Source organism: Ollibium composti, from assembly GCF_004801285.1.
Lineage (GTDB): Bacteria > Pseudomonadota > Alphaproteobacteria > Rhizobiales > Rhizobiaceae > Mesorhizobium > Mesorhizobium composti.
Genome location: NZ_SSNY01000008.1, coordinates 1 through 17,580 on the forward strand (window position 1 = coordinate 1; position 17,580 = coordinate 17,580).

A 17,580-nucleotide genomic window follows, 5' to 3' on the forward strand; every position below is an offset into this window, starting at 1 on the left:
CGATGCCGAGACGGTCGCAAGTCTCGAAGAGGTCATCGCGCTGCTCACGCGCCAGAGCCGCCGCATCGAGGGCGAGATCGCCTCGTTGATCGACGACGACCCGCTGTGGGCCAGGCTCGATCGGACCTTCCGCTCGATCAAGGGCGTGGCTTCGCGCACCGTGGCCCGCCTGCTTGCTCAATTGCCCGAAATCGGCATCCTTTCCAACAAGGCAATCGCCAAGCTCGCCGGGCTGGCGCCGATGGCCAACGACAGCGGCAGGCGTAGCGGCCGACGTCACCTGCGCGGTGGCCGCGCCGGGCCGCGCGGTGTGCTCTTTCTCATCGCCAGGCTCGCCGCCAAATACGACCCGCATCTCGCCGCCTTCCATCAGCGGCTGCAGGCCGCCGGAAAAGAGAAGATGGTCATCCGCATCGCGCTCGCCCGCAAGCTACTCGTCATCCTCAACGCAAAAGCACGCGACGCGCGCACCGAGTTCGCAAATGCAACTTGACACCTCAGATAGTCGCTCCCCTCAAGGGGGAGGGAAAGACGCCATCACGATCAGCCCGACCACCGGCTCGCCGCGATCCAGCCGCAGGACGTGCTCCTCCAGCCACAGCACGTCCAGGCCGTTTTCGCCCAGAAGGCGGCGGACATACGGCTCCGAATGCGCGTAGCGGCGGGACGGCTGGAGGGCGAAATCGCCCTCTCCCGCCAGCCGCTCGACCGAGAAGGCGAACAGGCCCCCCGGCGAAAGCAGGCCGGCGACGGTTTTCGCCACACGCTCCAGCGCGCCGAGATAGATGAGGACGTCGGCGGCAACGATCAGGTCAGGCCGACCTCCTTCGTAGCGGAAATCCTGCAAGTCTGCCTTTTCCAGCCGGTCGTAGATGGCACGCGCGCGCGCCTTGGCCAGCATTCGGGCCGAAATGTCGAACCCTTCCAGGCGCTCCACATGGGGCCGCAACACTTCGCCCATCAGGCCGGTGCCGCAGCCGAGGTCGAGCGCCAGCCGGAACGTGCCGCGCCGCTGCATATGGACCGCATCGGAAAGCAGCGCCGGCACGCGGTAGGCGAGCTTTTCCACCAGCGCGGCATCGAAGGTGTCGGCATACTGGTCGAACAGCGCCTCGACGAAAGCGCTGGACGATGTCTCGGCCGACGGCGCGCGGCCGATCACTGCCAGCTTGAGGGCCGCGCCCGACCGGTCGCGCGGATCAAGCTCCAGCGCCGTCGTCCAGGCTTCGGCGGCCGCGTCGAGCGCGCCGGCGGCCTCGCGCATCTCGCCCAGCCTGAACCAGCCCAGCGCCCAGCCGGGCGAAAGGTCCAGCGCATCGCGCATCAGGTCGGCGGCGGCGGCATGGTCGCCGGAAGAAAACAGCATTTCCGCATAGCCGGCACGACGATCGGCAAGCACGTCACCGGACGAAGCCTGAAGCGGTTTCATGGTCGAGGTCTCTAGGGTCCGCCGGCGAGAAGCGCCGGGGCGCTCGCTATGATCCAACTTTCTTCAACTTGCAAGCGGGGAGTCAGGAGCGTTGCGCGGGCAGCTTTTCGCCGGTGAATAAAAGCCTATCCTTGCCGCATGCGCGCGAAGGACCTGCTCTGCCCCCGCCCCGAAGGCCTCTACTGTCCGCCCGGCGATTTCTTCATCGATCCCGTGCAGCCGGTGGCGCGGGCGCTGGTCACGCACGGCCATTCCGACCACGCGCGCTCCGGCCATGGCGCGGTGATGGCGACGCGGGAGACGCTGGACATCATGGGGCTGCGCTGCGGCGAGGATTTCGCCGGCACGACGCAGCCGGCCGCATTCGGCGAGACCCTTCACGTCAACGGCGTCGCCGTCACCTTCCATCCGGCCGGCCATGTGCTCGGCTCGGCGCAGATCGCGGTCGAGCACGGCGGCATGCGCATCGTCGCCTCCGGCGACTACAAGCGCATCCCGGACGCCACCAGCGAGCCGTTCGAGGTGGTTTCCTGCGACGTCTTCATCACCGAGGCGACCTTCGGCCTGCCGGTGTTCCGCCATCCGCCGGCCGAGGAAGAAATCGCCCGGCTCCTGAAATCAGTGGCGCAGTTCCCCGAGCGCACCCATCTGATCGGCGCCTATGCGCTCGGCAAGGCGCAGCGCGTCATGCGGCTGCTGCGCGACGCCGGCTACGACAGGCCGATCTATATCCACGGCGCGCTGACGACGATTTCGGACTATTACCAGAGCCGCGGCATCGACCTCGGCAGGCTGGAGCCCGCCACCGTCGAGACCGGCTCGAAGGGCGATTTCGCCGACGCCGTCGTCATCGGCCCGCCATCCGCCTTCCAGGACCGCTGGGCGCGGCGCTTTCCCGACCCGCTGTCCTGCTTCGCGTCGGGCTGGATGCGCATCCGCCAGCGCGCCAAGCAGGGCGGCGTGGAACTGCCGCTGATCATCTCCGACCATTCCGACTGGGACGAACTGACCGACACCATCCGCGACACCGGCGCATCCGAGATCTGGGTCACGCATGGCCGCGAGGAAGCGCTGGTGCGCTGGTGCGAGCTTCAGGGCATCGCCGCCCGGCCGCTCAATCTGGTCGGCTACGAAGACGAGGGCGACTGATGGCGTTGTCAGGGGTAGCGCCCTCAGGGGTAGGGCTTGCGCGCTTCCGCCTCATCGAGCTTCTTGCCGGCGGCATCGAAGGCGGTCGCCTTCCACCGATAGGTATGCCGCCCGTTCGGCGGGCACGGGCTGCGGTAGGTGAAGGCGCCGGCCGCTATGGCGGAGCCTCCCCTGTAGGCGACCTTGCCGCCGCCATGAGGATAGTTCGGCACAGCGAGGTCCGTCATCGTGAACTGGATCGCCACCGTGCCTGCTGGCACGCCACGCAGCCTGAACCCGGGACTGGGAACGGTGCTCGGATTTCCGCTGGTGCACGTCTTGAGATTGCCCCAGTCGAACCCGATCGAGAAATCGGCGGCGGAGGCGCTCGACGCGGCCATCGCGACCGGCAACAGCAAAGCACGCAGGATCTTGAGGTTCATCGGCCGGGCTCCGGAACCCGAGGGCTGGGACGAAAGATGTTGCAGGGTGCCGACCTGTCAAGCGCCGGTGGGCCGAAATGAACCGCTTCGCGGAACTCCTCGACCGGCTGGTGCTGACGCCGTCGCGCAACGGCAAGCTGACCTTGCTGACCGACTACTTCCGTTCGGTGGAAGACCCTGACCGGGGCCTGGCCCTGGCAGCGATCACCGGCGACCTCACCATCGCGTCCGTCAAGCCCGCCGTGCTGCGGGCGCTGGTGGAAGAGCGCATGGACCCGGTGCTGTTTTCCTATTCCTACGACTATGTCGGCGACCTAGCGGAAACCGTTTCCCTCGTCTGGCCAGAGCGGAATACCCCCACCCCTAACCCCTCCCCGCAAGGGGGAGGGGAAGCTGCCGCGCCCTTGTCCCCCTCCCCCTTGCGGGGAGGGGTTAGGGGTGGGGGTGACAACGATGGAACAGCCCCAACGTTGGCAAACGTCGTCTCCGCCCTGCAATCCGCCAGCCGCTCGGACGGCCCGAAGATACTCGCCCGGCTGCTCGACAGCGCCGGAACGTCCGCCCGCTTCGCCATCATCAAGCTGGTCACGGGCGGGTTGCGCATCGGCGTTTCGGCACGGCTCGCCAAGCAGGCGCTGGCCGCCCTCGGCAAGGTCGACGTGGCCGAGATCGAGGAGCTCTGGCACGGCCTTTCACCGCCCTATGCCGACCTGTTCGCCTGGCTGGAAGGCAGGGCGCCGAAACCCGAAACGGCAGCGAAAGGCCTGTTCCGGCCGGTGATGCTCGCCCATGCCGTCGAGGCCGGCGATTTCGACAAGCTCGATCCGGCCGACTACGCCGCCGAATGGAAATGGGACGGCATCCGCGTGCAGGTCGTGGCGGAAGGAGGCGGGGTACGGCTTTATTCGCGCACCGGCGACGACGTCGCAGGTGCCTTCCCCGACCTGGCGGGCGCCGTCGATTTTTCCGGCGTGCTCGACGGCGAACTGCTGGTCGGCACGCCGTCCGCCACCGGCACCTTTTCCGACCTGCAACAGCGGTTGAACCGCAAGAGCGTGTCGGCGGCGATGCGCGAGCGCTATCCCGCCTTCGTGCGCTGCTACGACCTGTTGCAGGCGGGCGATGAAGACCTGCGCGCCCTCGCCTTCCGGCAACGGCGCGAGCGGCTGGAAGCGTTCGTCCCCACGCTCGACCCGGCCCGCTTCGACCTGTCGCCGCTGGTCGCCTTCGCCGGCTGGGACGAACTGGAGCGCAGGCGCACCGCACCGCCGCATCCGATCATCGAAGGCGTGATGCTCAAGCGATGGGATTCGCCCTATCTCGCCGGGCGGCCGAAATGCCCGTGGTTCAAATGGAAGCGCGACCCGCACACCGTCGACGCCGTGCTCTTGTATGCCCAGCGCGGCCACGGCAAGCGGTCCTCCTTCTATTCCGACTACACCTTCGGCGTCTGGTCCGGGCCGGAGGGCGCGGAGGAACTGGTGCCGGTCGGCAAGGCCTATTTCGGCTTCACCGACGAGGAACTGCGCAGAATAGACAAATATGTCCGCGACAACACCGTCGAGCGCTTCGGCCCGGTGCGTTCGGTGCGCGCCGACAAGACGAACGGACTGGTGATCGAGGTCGCTTTCGAGGGGCTGGCGCGTTCCACCCGGCACAAGTCGGGCGTCGCCATGCGCTTCCCGCGCGTCTCGCGCCTGCGCTGGGACAAACCGCCGGCCGAGGCCGACCGCATCGAGACACTGCAGGCACTGCTCGACTGAGCAGTACCCTACTCGACGACCGACACCCTGATCTCGTAGATATCGACCGACTTGCCCTGCCCGTCGAAGTCGGAATTGACGGCGATGGCGCCGGCGGCGCCGGGACGCTTGTCGGGGAAGTCGACGTCGAACAGATATTCGTTCTTCTCGTGGCCGACCGCATAGCGCTTGCGGCCGCAATCGCCGAGTTCGCCGAAATTGCAGTCGATGGACATCTGCGTGTCCTTGCCTTCCTCGGCGCGGGCGACGATGTCGAAGACGGCATGCTTGCCGGCCAGTTGCTCCAGCACGCCCTGGCCGACGTCGAAGCTGACGGCCGAGCCGGAACTGCCGGAACGGACACGCAGGAAGGAACCGCTGTCGTCCTGCATCACCTCGGCCTTGGCATCCGAAGGGGCGTTGACATGGGTGGGATCGTTCGGCGCGAAGACGGTGATCCAGTTGCGCTGATCCGCCTCGCCCGGCTTCTGCAAGGTGCCTTCCGCCGGTGCCGTCGCCTGATCCCCATCTTCCCCTGCCGGCCGCGACGAACCGATTTCTCCCGGCAGCCTGAACAGGCCGGACTGCACGGCCCACCACGCCCCGGCGGCAATGGCCGCAAGCAGGAGCACGCCGACGACCAGACCGGTGGGAAAGCGGCGGCGGGCCCGCCGCTCGTCGCGGTCAGGCGCCACGTTCGCGGCCGCCTCGGAAGGCGCGCTGCCGGCCAGCGCCGGAGCAGGCGTGATGTCGGCGACGGACGGCTCGACGCGCGCCCGCGCCGCTGCGGCGCCGGAAGCCTGCTGCGGCGAAAACTCGGGCTCGACGCGATCGCCCTTCCCCTGCGGCCGCCCGGTCTCGACCGAAGGCGACGCGGAAGCGCCGCCGACGGGCGGCATTTCGATCGACGGGACCTCGCCGGAGCCCGCCCCGGAAACCTCGACGGCTGGAGCAGGTGTGGACGACGCGTCTTCCGATCGCTGCCCGCCGATATCGACGGCGGGCGCCGCATCGTCGGCGCCTGGTGCCGGCGGGGCGCTGTCCACGGCAGGCAGGAACTCCGATTCGATCTCGGCGATCTTGGCCTGCATGGCCTTGCGGCGGTTGATGGCCGCCTCGACCGTCACGCCCGGATTGGCCTGCAGGGCACGGTCGAGCGCGGCGAAGGCCGAGCGATACACCTTCTCGCGGAACGCCCTGTCGTCGGCATTGCCCTTCTCGAAGGCGTTGCGGATCGCTTTCTCGATCGGATCCAAGCACCAATCCTCTACGCGGCGTCAGAAACATGATGGTTAAACGCAGCCGGGCAATCAATCAACGGGTGTGGACCGCATAGCCGGCAATCCGGCCTGCCCGCGCACCGTTTTCCTGCGGCGCGAAAGCCGCGCACAATAGCCGACGACGCATCTTGAATTTGCGCCCGCTTGCGGCTATCACCGCCGCATTCTCGGAGCGCCACGCTCCGCAGGCCGCTTTAGCTCAGTTGGTAGAGCATCGCATTCGTAATGCGAGGGTCGCGTGTTCGAGTCACGCAAGCGGCACCATTTGTTCGATCTCACGCCAGTTCGCTTCGCTTACGGCTCCGATGGGGCGCGCTGGCCGCGCGACGCCCGGTCGGGCTTGCGAACCCGAAGGGTTCGATTCGACACTCCAAACCGAAGGTATGACCCACGGCTTGCGGTCAGGCGGCGGCCTTCTTCGCCAGCCTGGCCTTGATGCTGTCGACGTCAGCGCGGGGCGTGGCCGCGAACAGCGTCTTTGTGTAGCTGTGCTGCGGGTTGGAGAAGACCGCGTCGCGGCTGCCGTATTCCACCGCCTCGCCGAAATACATCACCATCACGTCGTCGGCGATGTAGCGCACGACCGAGAGATCATGGCTGATGAAGACGTAGGTGAGCTGGAACTCGTCCTGCAGGTCGGCAAGCAGGTTGAGCACCTGCGCCTGAACGGACAGATCGAGCGCCGAAACCGGCTCGTCCAGCACAAGCAGGCTCGGCCTCAGCATCAGCGCACGCGCGATGGCTATGCGCTGGCGCTGGCCGCCGGAGAACATGTGCGGATAGCGGTTGAAGTGCTTGTCCTCCAGCCCGACCTTGCGCAGCATGTCGTAGGCACGGTCGCGCCGCTCGGCCGCCGGCGTGTCGGTGTTGATGACCAGCGGCTCCATCAAAACGTCGCCGATCTTCTGGCGCGGATTGAGCGAGCCGTACGGGTTCTGGAAGACGATCTGCACCTTGCGGCGCAGTTCCGGCGTCGGCCGCCCGGCCGCGATATCGACCTTGTGGCCGTCGAGCAACAATTCGCCGGAGGTCGCCGGGTCGATCAGCGTGATGATGCGCGCCAGCGTGGACTTGCCGCAGCCCGATTCGCCGACGATGGCCAGCGTCTTGCCCTTCTCCACCTTGAAGGAGACGCCCTTGACCGCGTGCACCGTGCGCGCCGGCTTGAACACGCCGCCCGGCACGATGTAGTCGCGCTTGATGTCGCGGCCCTCGACGACGATTTCTGCGCCGGCGCTCATTGCGAGGCCGCCACGGATGCGTTGCCTTCCAGCATCAGGCCGGCGATGGTCGGCAGCCGGTCGCCGGTGGCGTTGTCGGGAAGAGCCGCCAGCAGCGCGCGCGTATAGGCGTTCTTCGGTGCCTCGAATAGCGACAGCACGTCCGCCTCCTCCATCTTGCGTCCCTTGTACTGGACGATGACACGGTCGGCCGTCTCGGCCACCACGCCCATATTGTGGGTGATCATGATCATGCCCATACCGTTCTCGGCCTGCAGGTTCATCAACAGGTCGAGGATCTGCTTCTGGATGGTGACGTCGAGCGCCGTGGTCGGCTCGTCGGCGATCAGGAGCTTGGGATTGCAGGCGATGGCCATGGCGATCATGACGCGCTGGCACTGGCCGCCCGACATCTGGTGCGGATAGGAGGACAACCGCTCCTCGGGGTTCGGAATGCCGACCTGCGTGAACAGTTCGACGGCGCGCGCGTGCCGCTTCTTCCTGTCGAGGCCGAGGTGGAAGCGCAGCACCTCCTCAATCTGGTAGCCGACGGTGAAGCACGGGTTGAGGCTCGCCATCGGCTCCTGGAAGATCATGGCGACGTCGCGGCCGACGATGCGGCGGCGCTCGGACTGGCTCATGCCCAGCATGTCCTTGCCGTTAAACAGCGCCTTGTCGGCGGAAACCTTCGCCGTCCACGGCAGAAGGCCCATGATCGCCAGCATCGACACCGATTTGCCGGAACCGGACTCGCCGACGATCGCCAGCACCTCGCGCTCGTCGACCTTGAGCGATACGCCGTCCACCGCGCGGAACGGGCCTGATGCCGTCTCGAACTCGACGACGAGGTTTTCGATCTCAAGTAGGGCCATGGTCACGACCTCTTCATCTTGGGATCGAGCGCGTCGCGCAGGCCGTCGCCCATGACGTTGATGGCGAGCACGGTGATGAGGATGGCGAGGCCGGGCAGCGTCACCACCCACCAGGCGCGCAGGATGAACTCGCGCGCCTCGGCCAGCATGGTGCCCCATTCCGGCGTCGGCGGCTGCGCGCCCATGCCGAGGAAGCCGAGGGCCGCCGCATCGAGGATGGCGTTGGAGAAGGAGAGCGTCGCCTGCACGATCAGCGGCGCCATGCAGTTGGGCAGGATGGTCCTGAACATCAGGCGCAGCGGGCCGGCGCCGGCGACGCGGGCGGCAATCACATAGTCGCGCGTCTTTTCAGACATCACCGCCGCGCGCGTCAGGCGCACGAAATGCGGCTGGTAAACGAGCGCGATGGCGATCATCGCGTTGTCGAGGCCCGGCCCCAGCACCGCCACCAGCGTCAGCGCGAGGAGCAGCGAGGGGAAGGCCAGGATGATGTCCATCAGCCGCATGATGACGGTATCGACCCAGCCGCGGAAATAGCCGGCGACGACGCCGATCAGGATGCCGGCGACCAGCGCGATGGCCGTGACGACGATGCCGATGAACAGCGAATAGCGTGCGCCGAACAGAAGGCGCGAGAGGATGTCGCGGCCGACCGCGTCGGTGCCGAGCAGGAACTCCCAGCGCCCGCCGTCCTGCCACACCGGCGGCACCAGCACGGCGTCGCGGTACTGCTGGTAAGGCTCGTGCGGCGCGATCAGCGGCGCCAGAACCGCCACGATGATGAGGGCAAGGACAAACCACAGGCCGATGACGGCGCCCTTGTTCTCCGAAAAATAGAACCAGAACTCGGCGAGCTGGCGCCGGCGCGGCGACATCTCGTCGAGGGAGGAAGCGGTCTTGGCGGTCGTGTCAGCCATCGTCCTCTCCTCAATGCCGGATGCGCGGGTTGACCAGCCCGTAGAGCAGGTCAACGATCAGGTTGACGATCATGATGATGGCGGCGATCAGAAGCAGCCCGCCCTGGATGACCGGATAGTCGCGCTTGAACACCGAATCCACCATCCACTTGCCGATGCCCGGCCAGGAGAAGATCGTCTCGGTCAGGATCGCGCCGGCCAGCATCACGCCCACCTGCAGGCCGATCGTGGTGATGACCGGGATCATGGCGTTGCGCAGCGCATGGATGCCGACGACGCGGAAGGGCGAAAGGCCCTTGGCGCGGGCGGTGCGCACATAGTCCTCCGACAGCACTTCCAGCATGGCCGAGCGCGTCTGGCGCGCGATGACGGCGAGCGGAATGGTGCCGAGCACGATGGTCGGCAGGATGAGGTGGCTGAGCGCGGAGGTGAAGGCGCCCTTCTGGCCCGACAGCAGCGAGTCGATCAGCATGAAGCCGGTGACGGATGGGAAGAAATAGAGCAGGTCGATGCGGCCCGACACCGGCGTCCAGCGCAATATGCCGGAGAACAGGATGATCAGCAGCAGGCCCCACCAGAAGATCGGCATCGAGTAGCCGACCAGCGCCGCCCCCATCACCGACTGGTCGAAGAAGGAGCCGCGCTTGATGGCGGCGAAGACGCCGGCCGGAATGCCGAGCACGATGGCGAAGATGATGGCGCAGACGGAGAGTTCCAGCGTCGCCGGGAACAGCGCGAAGAACTGCTGGATGATCGGTCGCTTGGTGACGATGGAGGTGCCGAAGTCGCCCTGCAGGATGCCGCCGATATAGGAAAGGTACTGCACGACCATCGGCCGATCCATGCCGAGTTCGTGCATGATCTGGGTGTGGCGCGCCGGGTCCATGACGCGTTCGCCCGACATCAGCATGACCGGATCGCCCGGCAAAAGGCGGATGAAGGCGAAGGCGATGATCGAGACCCCGATGAAGGTGGGGATCAGGACCAGCAGCCGACCGAAGAAGAATTTGAGCATGGATGTCCTATGACATCTCGCCCCGGCCGGAGCAACCGACCAGGGACGGATAAGCAAGCGCCCGGCCGGAGCCGGGCGCTGTTTGGAGGATTACTCGGCGATGTCGACGTTGTCGAAGCGATGGATGCCGAGCGGGTCCTGGGTGTAGCCGGTGACCTTCTTCGACATCGGCATGAACACCGTCGAGTGGTCGATCGTGGCCCAGGGCGCCTCCTTCTTGAAGACCACCTGCGCCTGCTCGTAGAGCTTGGCGCGTTCGGCCTGGTCGGAGGTCTGCTTGGCCTTCTTCACCAGATCGTCGAACTCCTTGTTGCACCACTGGGCGCGGTTGTTGCCGCCGACGGCGGTGCAGCCCAGGAGCGTGTCGAGGAAGTTGTCCGGATCGCCGTTGTCGCCGGTCCAGCCGAGGATGACGGCGCCGTCGCGGTCCTTGTCGGACGAGCGCTTCAGGTACTCGGCCCACTCATAGGAGACGATCTCGGCGGTGACGCCGACCTTGGCGAGGTCCGCCTGCATCAGCTCCGCCGCACGGCGGGCGTTCAGCATGTAGGGACGCGAAACCGGCATCGCCCAGATCTTCATCTTGAGATCCTTGACGCCGGCCTTCTCCAGCGCGGCCTTGGCCGCGTCGGGGTTGTATTCGTCATCCTTCACGTCGTTGTTGTAGGACCACATGGTCGGCGGGATCGGGTTCTTGGCGACCTGCGCCTGGCCCTCGAAGACGGCGTCGACGATCGCCTTCTTGTTGATCGCCTCGTTCAGCGCGCGGCGCACTTCCGCCTTGTCGAAGGGCGCGACCAGCGTGTTGTAGGCGAGATAGGCGACGTTGAGGCCGGCCTGCTCCTCGACGTTCAGATCCTTGTTGTCCTTGAGCGCCTGGACGTCAGCCGCGTTCGGATACGGATAGATCTGGCATTCGCCGGCTTCCAGCTTCTGCCGGCGCACCGAGGCGTCGGTGGTGATGGCGAAGACGAGATCATCGATCTTCGGCTTGCCGTTCCAGTAGCTGTCATTGGCCTTGTAGCGGATCGCCGCATCCGGCTGGTAGGCGACGAAGGTGAAGGGGCCGGTGCCCAGCGGCTGCTGGTTCATCTGCTCCATCTTGCCGTCGGCGGCCAGCTTGTCGGCATATTCCTTCGACAGGATCGAGGCGAAGTCCATGCCGAGGTCGGCCATGAACGGCGCCTCGGGATGGTTCAGCACGAACTTGACGGTGTGGTCGTCGACCTTCTCTATTCCCTTGATGAGGTCGGGGAAGCCCATGCCGGCCGAATATTCCCAGGAAGCGCCGGCGACATACTTGTTCCACGGATTGTCGGCCTTGAGCTGGCGCTCGAAGGAGTAGATCACGTCGTCGGCGTTGAACTCGCGCGTCGGCGTGAAGAAGTCGGTGGTCTGGAACTTGACGCCCTGGCGCAGCTTGAAGGTGTATTCCAGGCCGTCATCGGAAATCGTCCAGCTCTCGGCGAGGCCGGGCTCGAGCTCGGTGGAGCCGTGCTTGAACTCGACGAGGCGGTTGTAGACCGTGCGCGAGGACGCATCGAACGTCGTGCCGGCGGTGTAGAGGCCGGGGTCGAAGCCTTCCGGCGACCCTTCCGAACAGTAGACCAGCGTCTTTGCGTTGGCCACGCCTCCCAGCACCGTTGCGGCCAGCAACGCAGCCGCAAAAGCCATTTTCTTTTTCATTGAGAACTCCCTGAAGTTTTTCCAAGCCCCTCTATCAGGCTCGCGGAGGCCGCATATAAGCATCGTTTTCAAAGCTTTGGAACACCCAGTTTGCTTACCGCACGGCATGCGGAACGACGTTCCAAGAAAAGCCATATTCTTAGCAAAACCGTTCCTCGTCGAATATATCACGCAGTTTTCATGGCTGTCTTTTTCGCGTGATAAGCAAAATTTTCTCCGCCTTTCCTGCCTACCGACAGCGCCGGCGAAACCTGCGCCCGACCGCATCCGCGACGAAAGACGCGGTGCGACGAATTCCTTGCCGGCCTGCCCTTGGGGCAAGACTTGCGCAGCTTTGGGATTGTCGCGATAGATAGTCCGCAAGGATGCGAGGCTGGCAAATCCCGGCCCCGCATCCACCGGGACACCTATCGGGGAGGAGCAGGTGGCGAAGTCAGCCGGCACGACGGCCAGGAAGAAGGCGGCGGACACAAAAAGGCAGGCAGGCGCCAAGCCGGCGACGGATGCCAAGCCGGCAGTCGCAAAGCGGACGGCCGCCAAGCCGGCGGCGAAAGCCGCAGCCAAGCCTGTCGCCTCCGCCAAGGCGAAGGCTGCGCCGGTCGCCGCGCGCAAGCAGGCGGCGCAGACAGCACCCAAGGCCCGGACGGCGCCCAAGTCGTTGCCGAAGGCAAGCGCTGCCATCGCATCGGGAGAGGCGGCCAAGCCGTGGCTGGCGAGCTATCCGGACATCATCCCGGCCGAGATCGGCCCGCTGCCCGCGTCCTCGATCGGCGCGCTTCTGGTGGAGGCCTGCCAGCGTTTCGCCAGCCGCCCGGCCTTCACCTGCATGGACAAGACCATCAGCTACGCCGAGACGGAGCGGCTGTCGGCCGATTTCGGCGCCTTCCTGCAATCGCGCGGTCTGGCGAAGGGCGCGCGCGTCGCCATCATGATGCCGAACACGCTGCAATATCCGGTGGCGATGATGGCGGTGCTCAGGGCCGGCTACGTCGTGGTCAACGTCAACCCCCTCTACACGCCGCGCGAACTGGAACACCAGTTGAAGGATTCCGGCGCCGAAGCCATCGTCATCCTGGAGAACTTCGCCTCGACCTTGCAGTCCGTGGTGGCCAAGACGGCGGTGAAGACCGTCGTCGTCGCCTCGCTCGGCGAAATGCTGGGTGGACTGAAGGGGACGATCGTCAATTTCGTCGTGCGGCGGGTGAAGAAGCTGGTGCCGGCGTGGTCGCTGCCCGGCCATATAAAGTTCGCCGCCGCGCTCAAAGCCGGACGCGCCGGCACCTTCATGCCGGCCGAGGTGTCGGCCGACGATGTCGCCTTCCTGCAATATACCGGCGGCACGACGGGCGTTTCCAAGGGCGCGACGCTGCTCCACCGCAACGTGCTGGCCAACGTGGCGCAGAACGCGCTGTGGGTGGAAACGGCCTTCATCAAGCGGCCGCGGCCGGCCAACCTCGTCTATGTCTGCCCGCTGCCGCTCTATCACATCTACGCGCTGACGGTGAACGCGCTGATGGGCATGCAGCAGGGCGCGCAGAACCTGCTCATCACCAACCCGCGCGACATTCCGGGTTTCGTCAAGGAACTGGCGAAGTACAAGGTCAACATCTTCCCCGGCCTCAACACGCTGTTCAACGCGCTGCTCAACAACGAGGATTTCCGCAAGCTGGACTTCAGGCCGCTGGTGCTGACCTTCGCCGGCGGCATGGCCGCACAGAAATCCGTCGCCGACCGCTGGAAGGAACTGACCGGCTGTATGATCTCGGAGGGCTACGGCCTGTCGGAGACCTCGCCGGTGGCGACCGCCAACCGCTTCGATGCAGACGCCTTCACGGGCACCATCGGCCTGCCGCTGCCTTCCACCGAACTCTCGATCCGCGACGACGACGGCGAACCGGTGCCGCTCGGCGAAGTCGGCGAGATCTGCATCCGCGGGCCGCAAGTGATGGCCGGCTATTGGCAGCGGCCCGACGAGACGGCCAAGGTGATGACCGCCGACGGCTTCTTCAAGACCGGCGACATGGGTTTCATGGACCCGCAGGGCTACACCAAGATCGTCGACCGCAAGAAGGACATGATCCTGGTCTCGGGCTTCAACGTCTATCCGAACGAGCTGGAGGAAGTGGCGGCGCAGCACCCCGGCGTGCTGGAAGTGGCGGCCATCGGCGTGCCGGACGAGAAGTCCGGCGAGGTGCCGAAGCTTTTCGTCGTCAGGAAGGACCCGGCGCTGACCGAAGCCGACCTGCTCGCCTTCTGCCGCGAGCGGCTGACCGGCTACAAGCGCCCGCGCCACGTCGAGTTCCGCACCGAACTGCCGAAGACCAATGTCGGCAAGATCCTGCGGCGGCAGCTGCGGGGGTGAGGATTGGGGGGCGGGGCTGTCATATACGGAATTTTTTCAGGCCCTGCGCGTACTTCCTCCTGAAGGCAAGGGCATCACATAGGTGTTTCCCCCTCTCCGTCTCGGGCTACGCCCGAGCCACCTCTCCCCCACTTCGTGAGGGCGAGGATGGGCGCCAAGCCTGCGACCGGCCTATCCTCTCCACCCGGAACGGGGGGAGAGGTGGCGCGCGTAGCGCGACGGAGAGGGGGCTACGCCATATGCGATAACACTGCCGTGTAAGGACGGGGTACCGCGACAGGCCCAGCTGGCAAACTGCCTCAATAATTCACACTAACCAGAAACAGCCCGTCCGGCGGCGCGACCTGGCCGCAGGCGGCGCGGTCGCGGGCGTCAAGCGCGGCCTTCAGGTCGGCGGACGTCCATGCGCCCTCGCCGACCTTCTTCAGAGAACCGACCATGGAGCGGACCTGGTTATGCAGGAAGGAACGCGCCGAGGCAAAGACCTCAATCGTATCGCCGCTGCGCATCACATCCAGCCGGTCGAGCGTGCGCAGCGGACTGTTGGCCTGGCATTGCGCCGAGCGGAAGGTGGTGAAGTCGTGCCGGCCGAGAAGTTGTTTCGCCGCCGCATCCATGGCCTCTGCATCAAGGCGCTTCGGCACCCACCACACCTTGCCCTTGTCCAGCGCCGGCGGGGCGCGGCGGTTGGCGATGCGGTAGACGTAGTGCCGGGCCCTGGCCGAGAAGCGGGCGTCGAAATCCTCGGTGACGACGCTTGCGGCAAGGACGGCGACGCGCTCGCCGGCCTGTTGCAAATGCGCATTGACGGCGTCGCGCACCGTATCCGGCCGCCAGTCCTTCATGAGGTCGATATGGGCGACCTGACCGGTGGCATGGACGCCGGCATCGGTTCGGCCGGCGCCGCGCAAGGTCACCGCCTCGCCGCAGAACTTTTCCAGCGCCTGCTCGATGGCCGCCTGCACCGAATGCTGACCGGCCTGCCGCTGCCAGCCGGCATAGGGGCCGCCGTCATATTCGATGTCGAGGCGGAAGCGCGGCATCCGGAAAAGGGATCAGGCAGCCAGCGCGGAGAAGGCCGGCGCGTAGACCAGTTGCCCGCCTTCCGGCGCCTCACCCCAGGCCAGCGCCTGCAAGGCCTCGCCCTGGTAATCGCTGTCGAAGCCGGCGGCGCGCTGATGGCTGTAGCCGAAGCGGCCGTAATAGGCCGGGTCGCCGAGCACGATGGCGAGCTTCTCGCCCGCCTCCTTCAGCCTGAGATGCGCCTCGCGCACCAGAGCGCCGCCGATGCCGGTGCCGTGGAAGGACGGCTCGACCGCCAGCGGCGCCAGCGCCACGGCGGGGAAAGACTTGCCGCCGTTGCTGACGGCGAGCCGCGAAAACAGGATGTGGCCGACCACCTGGCCCTCGTCCACCGCGACCAGTTCCAGCACCGTATCGCCGCCGCCGACCAGCGCGTCGACAAGACCCGCCTCCGCCTGCTGGCCGAAGGCATGTTCCTCGACGAGGCGGATCGCCTCGCGGTCGCGCGGCGTGGCCGCGCGGATCGACATCATGCTCATGACAGTCTCGTTCCTTTTTCCAGTCTCGTGCCGCGCAGGAAATCGTCGGCGGCTGCGGGCTTGCCACCCGCTCTTTGCACTTCGGTGAGCCTTACGGCGCCGTTGCCGCAGGCGACCGTCAGCTGCCCATCCAGGATCTCGCCCGGCTCGCCGGCCTGCATCCCGTCCGCCAGCGTCGAGCGCAGCAGCTTCAGCCGCTCCGGCTTGCCGCCGACAAGAGCCTCGCACCATGCGCCGGGGAACGGCGACAGGCCGCGAATGGCGTTGTGAACCCCCGTCGACGGCCGGGTCCAATCAATGCGGGTTTCGCCTTTATCGATCTTTTTTGCGTAGGTCACGCCTTCTTTTGACTGTTCGGTAAAAGAAAGCGCGCCGGTTTCAAGCCGCCGAAGCGCCTCGACCATCAGCGCGGCGCCTGCGTCCATCAGGCGATCGTGCAGGTCGCCGGCGGTCATGTCGGCACGAATAACCACTTTTTCAACCAGCCCGACCGGACCGGTGTCCAGCCCCTCCTCCATCTTCATCACCATCATGCCGGTCTCGACGTCGCCGGCCATGATGGCGCGCTGGATGGGGGCGGCGCCGCGCCAGCGCGGCAGAAGCGAGGCATGGCCGTTGAGGCAGCCGAGACGGGGCGCGTCCAGCACCGGCTTCGGCAACAGAAGGCCATAGGCGACGACGACGGCGACGTCGGCGTTCAGCGCGGCGAAGGCCTGCTGCTCGGCCTCGCCCTTCAGCGAGACGGGCGTTCGCACCTCGACGCCCAGCCGCTCGGCCTCGCGCTGTACCGGCGACGGCGTCAGTTCCAGCCCGCGCCGGCCGGCGGCGCGCGGCGGCTGCGTGTAGACGGCGGCGATCTCGTGACCGGCCCCGGCCAGCGCGCGCAAGGTCGGCACCGAGAAATCGGGCGTGCCCATGAAGACGATGCGAAGCGGCATTTCTCTCCCCGGCTTCGATCCGGTGGGGACGGTTTGAACGGCTTTCCACACCCCGGGTCAAGCCGCTGGCGAGAAATGGCAGGAACCTGCGTGCGACTTATCCACGGTCCTCTGCACGGCCTTACCCTCAAGGCATCCGATATCGAAGGAGTTGCGCCATGGGCAAGCAGCGCGAATCTCGTCCTGCCCTGCATTCCGCCATCGCAGGCGTGGAAGCACGTGACACACAATACAGGGCCGGCGTCGCCGAGACGGTCCGGCATCGCACATTGGTGCTGCGCATCCGGCCGCTCGGCCTGTGGATGGTGGTGGCGCTGGCACTGGCGCCGAGCCTATGGCCATGGCTTGTCGCCCTTGGCCGGCTCGGGCTGCAATGGCTGGCGGCGATCCTGTCGTGAGGCCGGATCACCCCACCAGGCGGCCGGGGGCCTTGTCCTTGGCCAGTTTGCGGAACTTCTTCACCACCATGTCGCGCTTCAGCTTGGAGATATGGTCGATGAACAGGACCCCGTTCAGGTGGTCGATCTCGTGCTGGAGACAGGTCGCCATCAGCCCCTCGGCCATGATCTCCTGCTCCTTGCCGTCGCGGTCGAGATATTTCACCCGGACCGAGGCCGGGCGCTCGACCTCGGCATAATAGTCCGGGATCGACAGGCACCCCTCCTCGTAGACCGAGCGGGCGTCGGCGCTTTCGAGGATTTCCGGGTTGATGAAGACATGCGGCGCGGGCGTCTCGTCTTCCTTGGCGAGGTCGATGACCAGCAGCCTGAGCGGCTCGCCGATCTGGATGGCCGCCAGCCCGATGCCGGGCGCGTCGTACATCGTTTCCAGCATGTCGTCGGCGAGTTGCCTGAGCGGCGCGTCGACGCGCTCCACCGGCTTGGAAAGCTGGCGCAACACGGGATCGGGAAGGATGATGAGCGGCTTGATCGACATGCGCCTCACCTAAGACCTCGGCTGGCGAGCGTCAACGGCAATGATTGTTC

General features: G+C 66.3%; 17 protein-coding genes and 1 tRNA gene. 6 read left to right on the plus strand and 12 right to left on the minus strand.

The features are described from left to right. On the plus strand, positions 1-493 hold a 493-nt coding region (locus E6C48_RS14025; RefSeq protein ID WP_136358241.1), incomplete at its 5' end, for a transposase. Positions 494-514: 21 nt separating this feature from the next. Here the strand turns inward: E6C48_RS14025 and E6C48_RS14030 are convergent. After that, positions 515-1,429: a class I SAM-dependent DNA methyltransferase gene (locus tag E6C48_RS14030; protein WP_136358243.1), complete on the minus strand. Its 915-nt coding sequence runs from the start codon at positions 1,427-1,429 to the stop codon at positions 515-517. A gap of 138 nt (positions 1,430-1,567) precedes the next feature. On the opposite strand from E6C48_RS14030, the gene E6C48_RS14035 reads away from it, so the two are divergent. Continuing rightward, entirely contained in the window at positions 1,568-2,578 is a 1,011-nt protein-coding gene (locus tag E6C48_RS14035) for a ligase-associated DNA damage response exonuclease (protein WP_136358245.1), read from the plus strand. A gap of 23 nt (positions 2,579-2,601) precedes the next feature. Here the strand turns inward: E6C48_RS14035 and E6C48_RS14040 are convergent, their stop codons facing one another. After that, on the minus strand, positions 2,602-3,000 hold the full coding sequence (locus E6C48_RS14040) for a YbhB/YbcL family Raf kinase inhibitor-like protein (protein ID WP_230978766.1): 399 nt from the start codon (positions 2,998-3,000) through the stop codon (positions 2,602-2,604). A 77-nt stretch (positions 3,001-3,077) separates the two neighbouring features. Here E6C48_RS14040 and E6C48_RS14045 point away from each other — a divergent pair, with 77 nt between their 5' ends. Then, a complete protein-coding gene (locus E6C48_RS14045; RefSeq protein ID WP_136358247.1) occupies positions 3,078-4,763 on the plus strand; it encodes a cisplatin damage response ATP-dependent DNA ligase in 1,686 nt (561 codons plus the stop codon). Between the two features lie 8 nt (positions 4,764-4,771). On the opposite strand, the gene E6C48_RS14050 is transcribed toward E6C48_RS14045, so the two are convergent. Continuing rightward, entirely contained in the window at positions 4,772-5,998 is a 1,227-nt protein-coding gene (locus E6C48_RS14050) for a hypothetical protein (protein ID WP_136358249.1), read from the minus strand. 212 nt (positions 5,999-6,210) lie between these two features. Between E6C48_RS14050 and E6C48_RS14055 the strand changes: the two genes are divergently transcribed. Continuing rightward, positions 6,211-6,286 (plus strand) — tRNA-Thr (locus E6C48_RS14055). 137 nt (positions 6,287-6,423) lie between these two features. Here the strand turns inward: E6C48_RS14055 and E6C48_RS14060 are convergent. The 5 genes from E6C48_RS14060 to E6C48_RS14080 all read right to left on the minus strand — a co-directional run bounded on the left by E6C48_RS14060 (position 6,424) and on the right by E6C48_RS14080 (position 11,732). Beyond that, the gene (locus tag E6C48_RS14060) at positions 6,424-7,263 is read right to left on the minus strand and encodes a dipeptide ABC transporter ATP-binding protein (RefSeq protein WP_136358251.1); all 840 of its coding nucleotides are present in this window, start codon (positions 7,261-7,263) and stop codon (positions 6,424-6,426) included. Further along, complete coding sequence (locus tag E6C48_RS14065) at positions 7,260-8,114, minus strand: ABC transporter ATP-binding protein (RefSeq protein ID WP_136358253.1); 855 nt, start codon at positions 8,112-8,114, stop codon at positions 7,260-7,262. Before E6C48_RS14065 ends, E6C48_RS14060 begins: the two co-directional genes overlap by 4 nt. Positions 8,115-8,116: 2 nt before the next feature. Next, entirely contained in the window at positions 8,117-9,031 is a 915-nt protein-coding gene (locus E6C48_RS14070; RefSeq protein WP_136358255.1) for an ABC transporter permease subunit, read from the minus strand. Between the two features lie 10 nt (positions 9,032-9,041). Further along, positions 9,042-10,046, minus strand: a complete 1,005-nt coding sequence (locus tag E6C48_RS14075) for an ABC transporter permease subunit (protein ID WP_136358257.1) — start codon at positions 10,044-10,046, stop codon at positions 9,042-9,044. Positions 10,047-10,136: 90 nt separating this feature from the next. Beyond that, entirely contained in the window at positions 10,137-11,732 is a 1,596-nt protein-coding gene (locus tag E6C48_RS14080) for an ABC transporter substrate-binding protein (RefSeq protein WP_136358259.1), read from the minus strand. Between the two features lie 424 nt (positions 11,733-12,156). On the opposite strand from E6C48_RS14080, the gene E6C48_RS14085 reads away from it, so the two are divergent. Further along, a complete protein-coding gene (locus E6C48_RS14085) occupies positions 12,157-14,094 on the plus strand; it encodes a long-chain-fatty-acid--CoA ligase (RefSeq protein WP_136358260.1) in 1,938 nt (645 codons plus the stop codon). Positions 14,095-14,393: 299 nt separating this feature from the next. Here the strand turns inward: E6C48_RS14085 and truA are convergent, their stop codons facing one another. From truA to fmt, 3 genes are read right to left on the minus strand one after another with little or no spacing between them, the layout of a single operon-like run. Next, complete coding sequence (truA, locus tag E6C48_RS14090) at positions 14,394-15,137, minus strand: tRNA pseudouridine(38-40) synthase TruA (RefSeq protein ID WP_136358262.1); 744 nt, start codon at positions 15,135-15,137, stop codon at positions 14,394-14,396. Positions 15,138-15,149: 12 nt separating this feature from the next. Further along, a complete protein-coding gene (locus E6C48_RS14095; RefSeq protein ID WP_136358264.1) occupies positions 15,150-15,656 on the minus strand; it encodes a GNAT family N-acetyltransferase in 507 nt (168 codons plus the stop codon). Then, complete coding sequence (fmt, locus tag E6C48_RS14100; protein WP_136358266.1) at positions 15,653-16,594, minus strand: methionyl-tRNA formyltransferase; 942 nt, start codon at positions 16,592-16,594, stop codon at positions 15,653-15,655. The genes E6C48_RS14095 and fmt overlap by 4 nt, the downstream gene beginning before the upstream one ends. Positions 16,595-16,752: 158 nt before the next feature. On the opposite strand from fmt, the gene E6C48_RS14105 reads away from it, so the two are divergent. Continuing rightward, complete coding sequence (locus tag E6C48_RS14105; protein WP_136358268.1) at positions 16,753-16,992, plus strand: hypothetical protein; 240 nt, start codon at positions 16,753-16,755, stop codon at positions 16,990-16,992. Between the two features lie 7 nt (positions 16,993-16,999). Here the strand turns inward: E6C48_RS14105 and def are convergent, their stop codons facing one another. Further along, a complete protein-coding gene (gene def, locus E6C48_RS14110) occupies positions 17,000-17,530 on the minus strand; it encodes a peptide deformylase (protein ID WP_136358270.1) in 531 nt (176 codons plus the stop codon). Positions 17,531-17,580 lie beyond the last annotated feature (50 nt).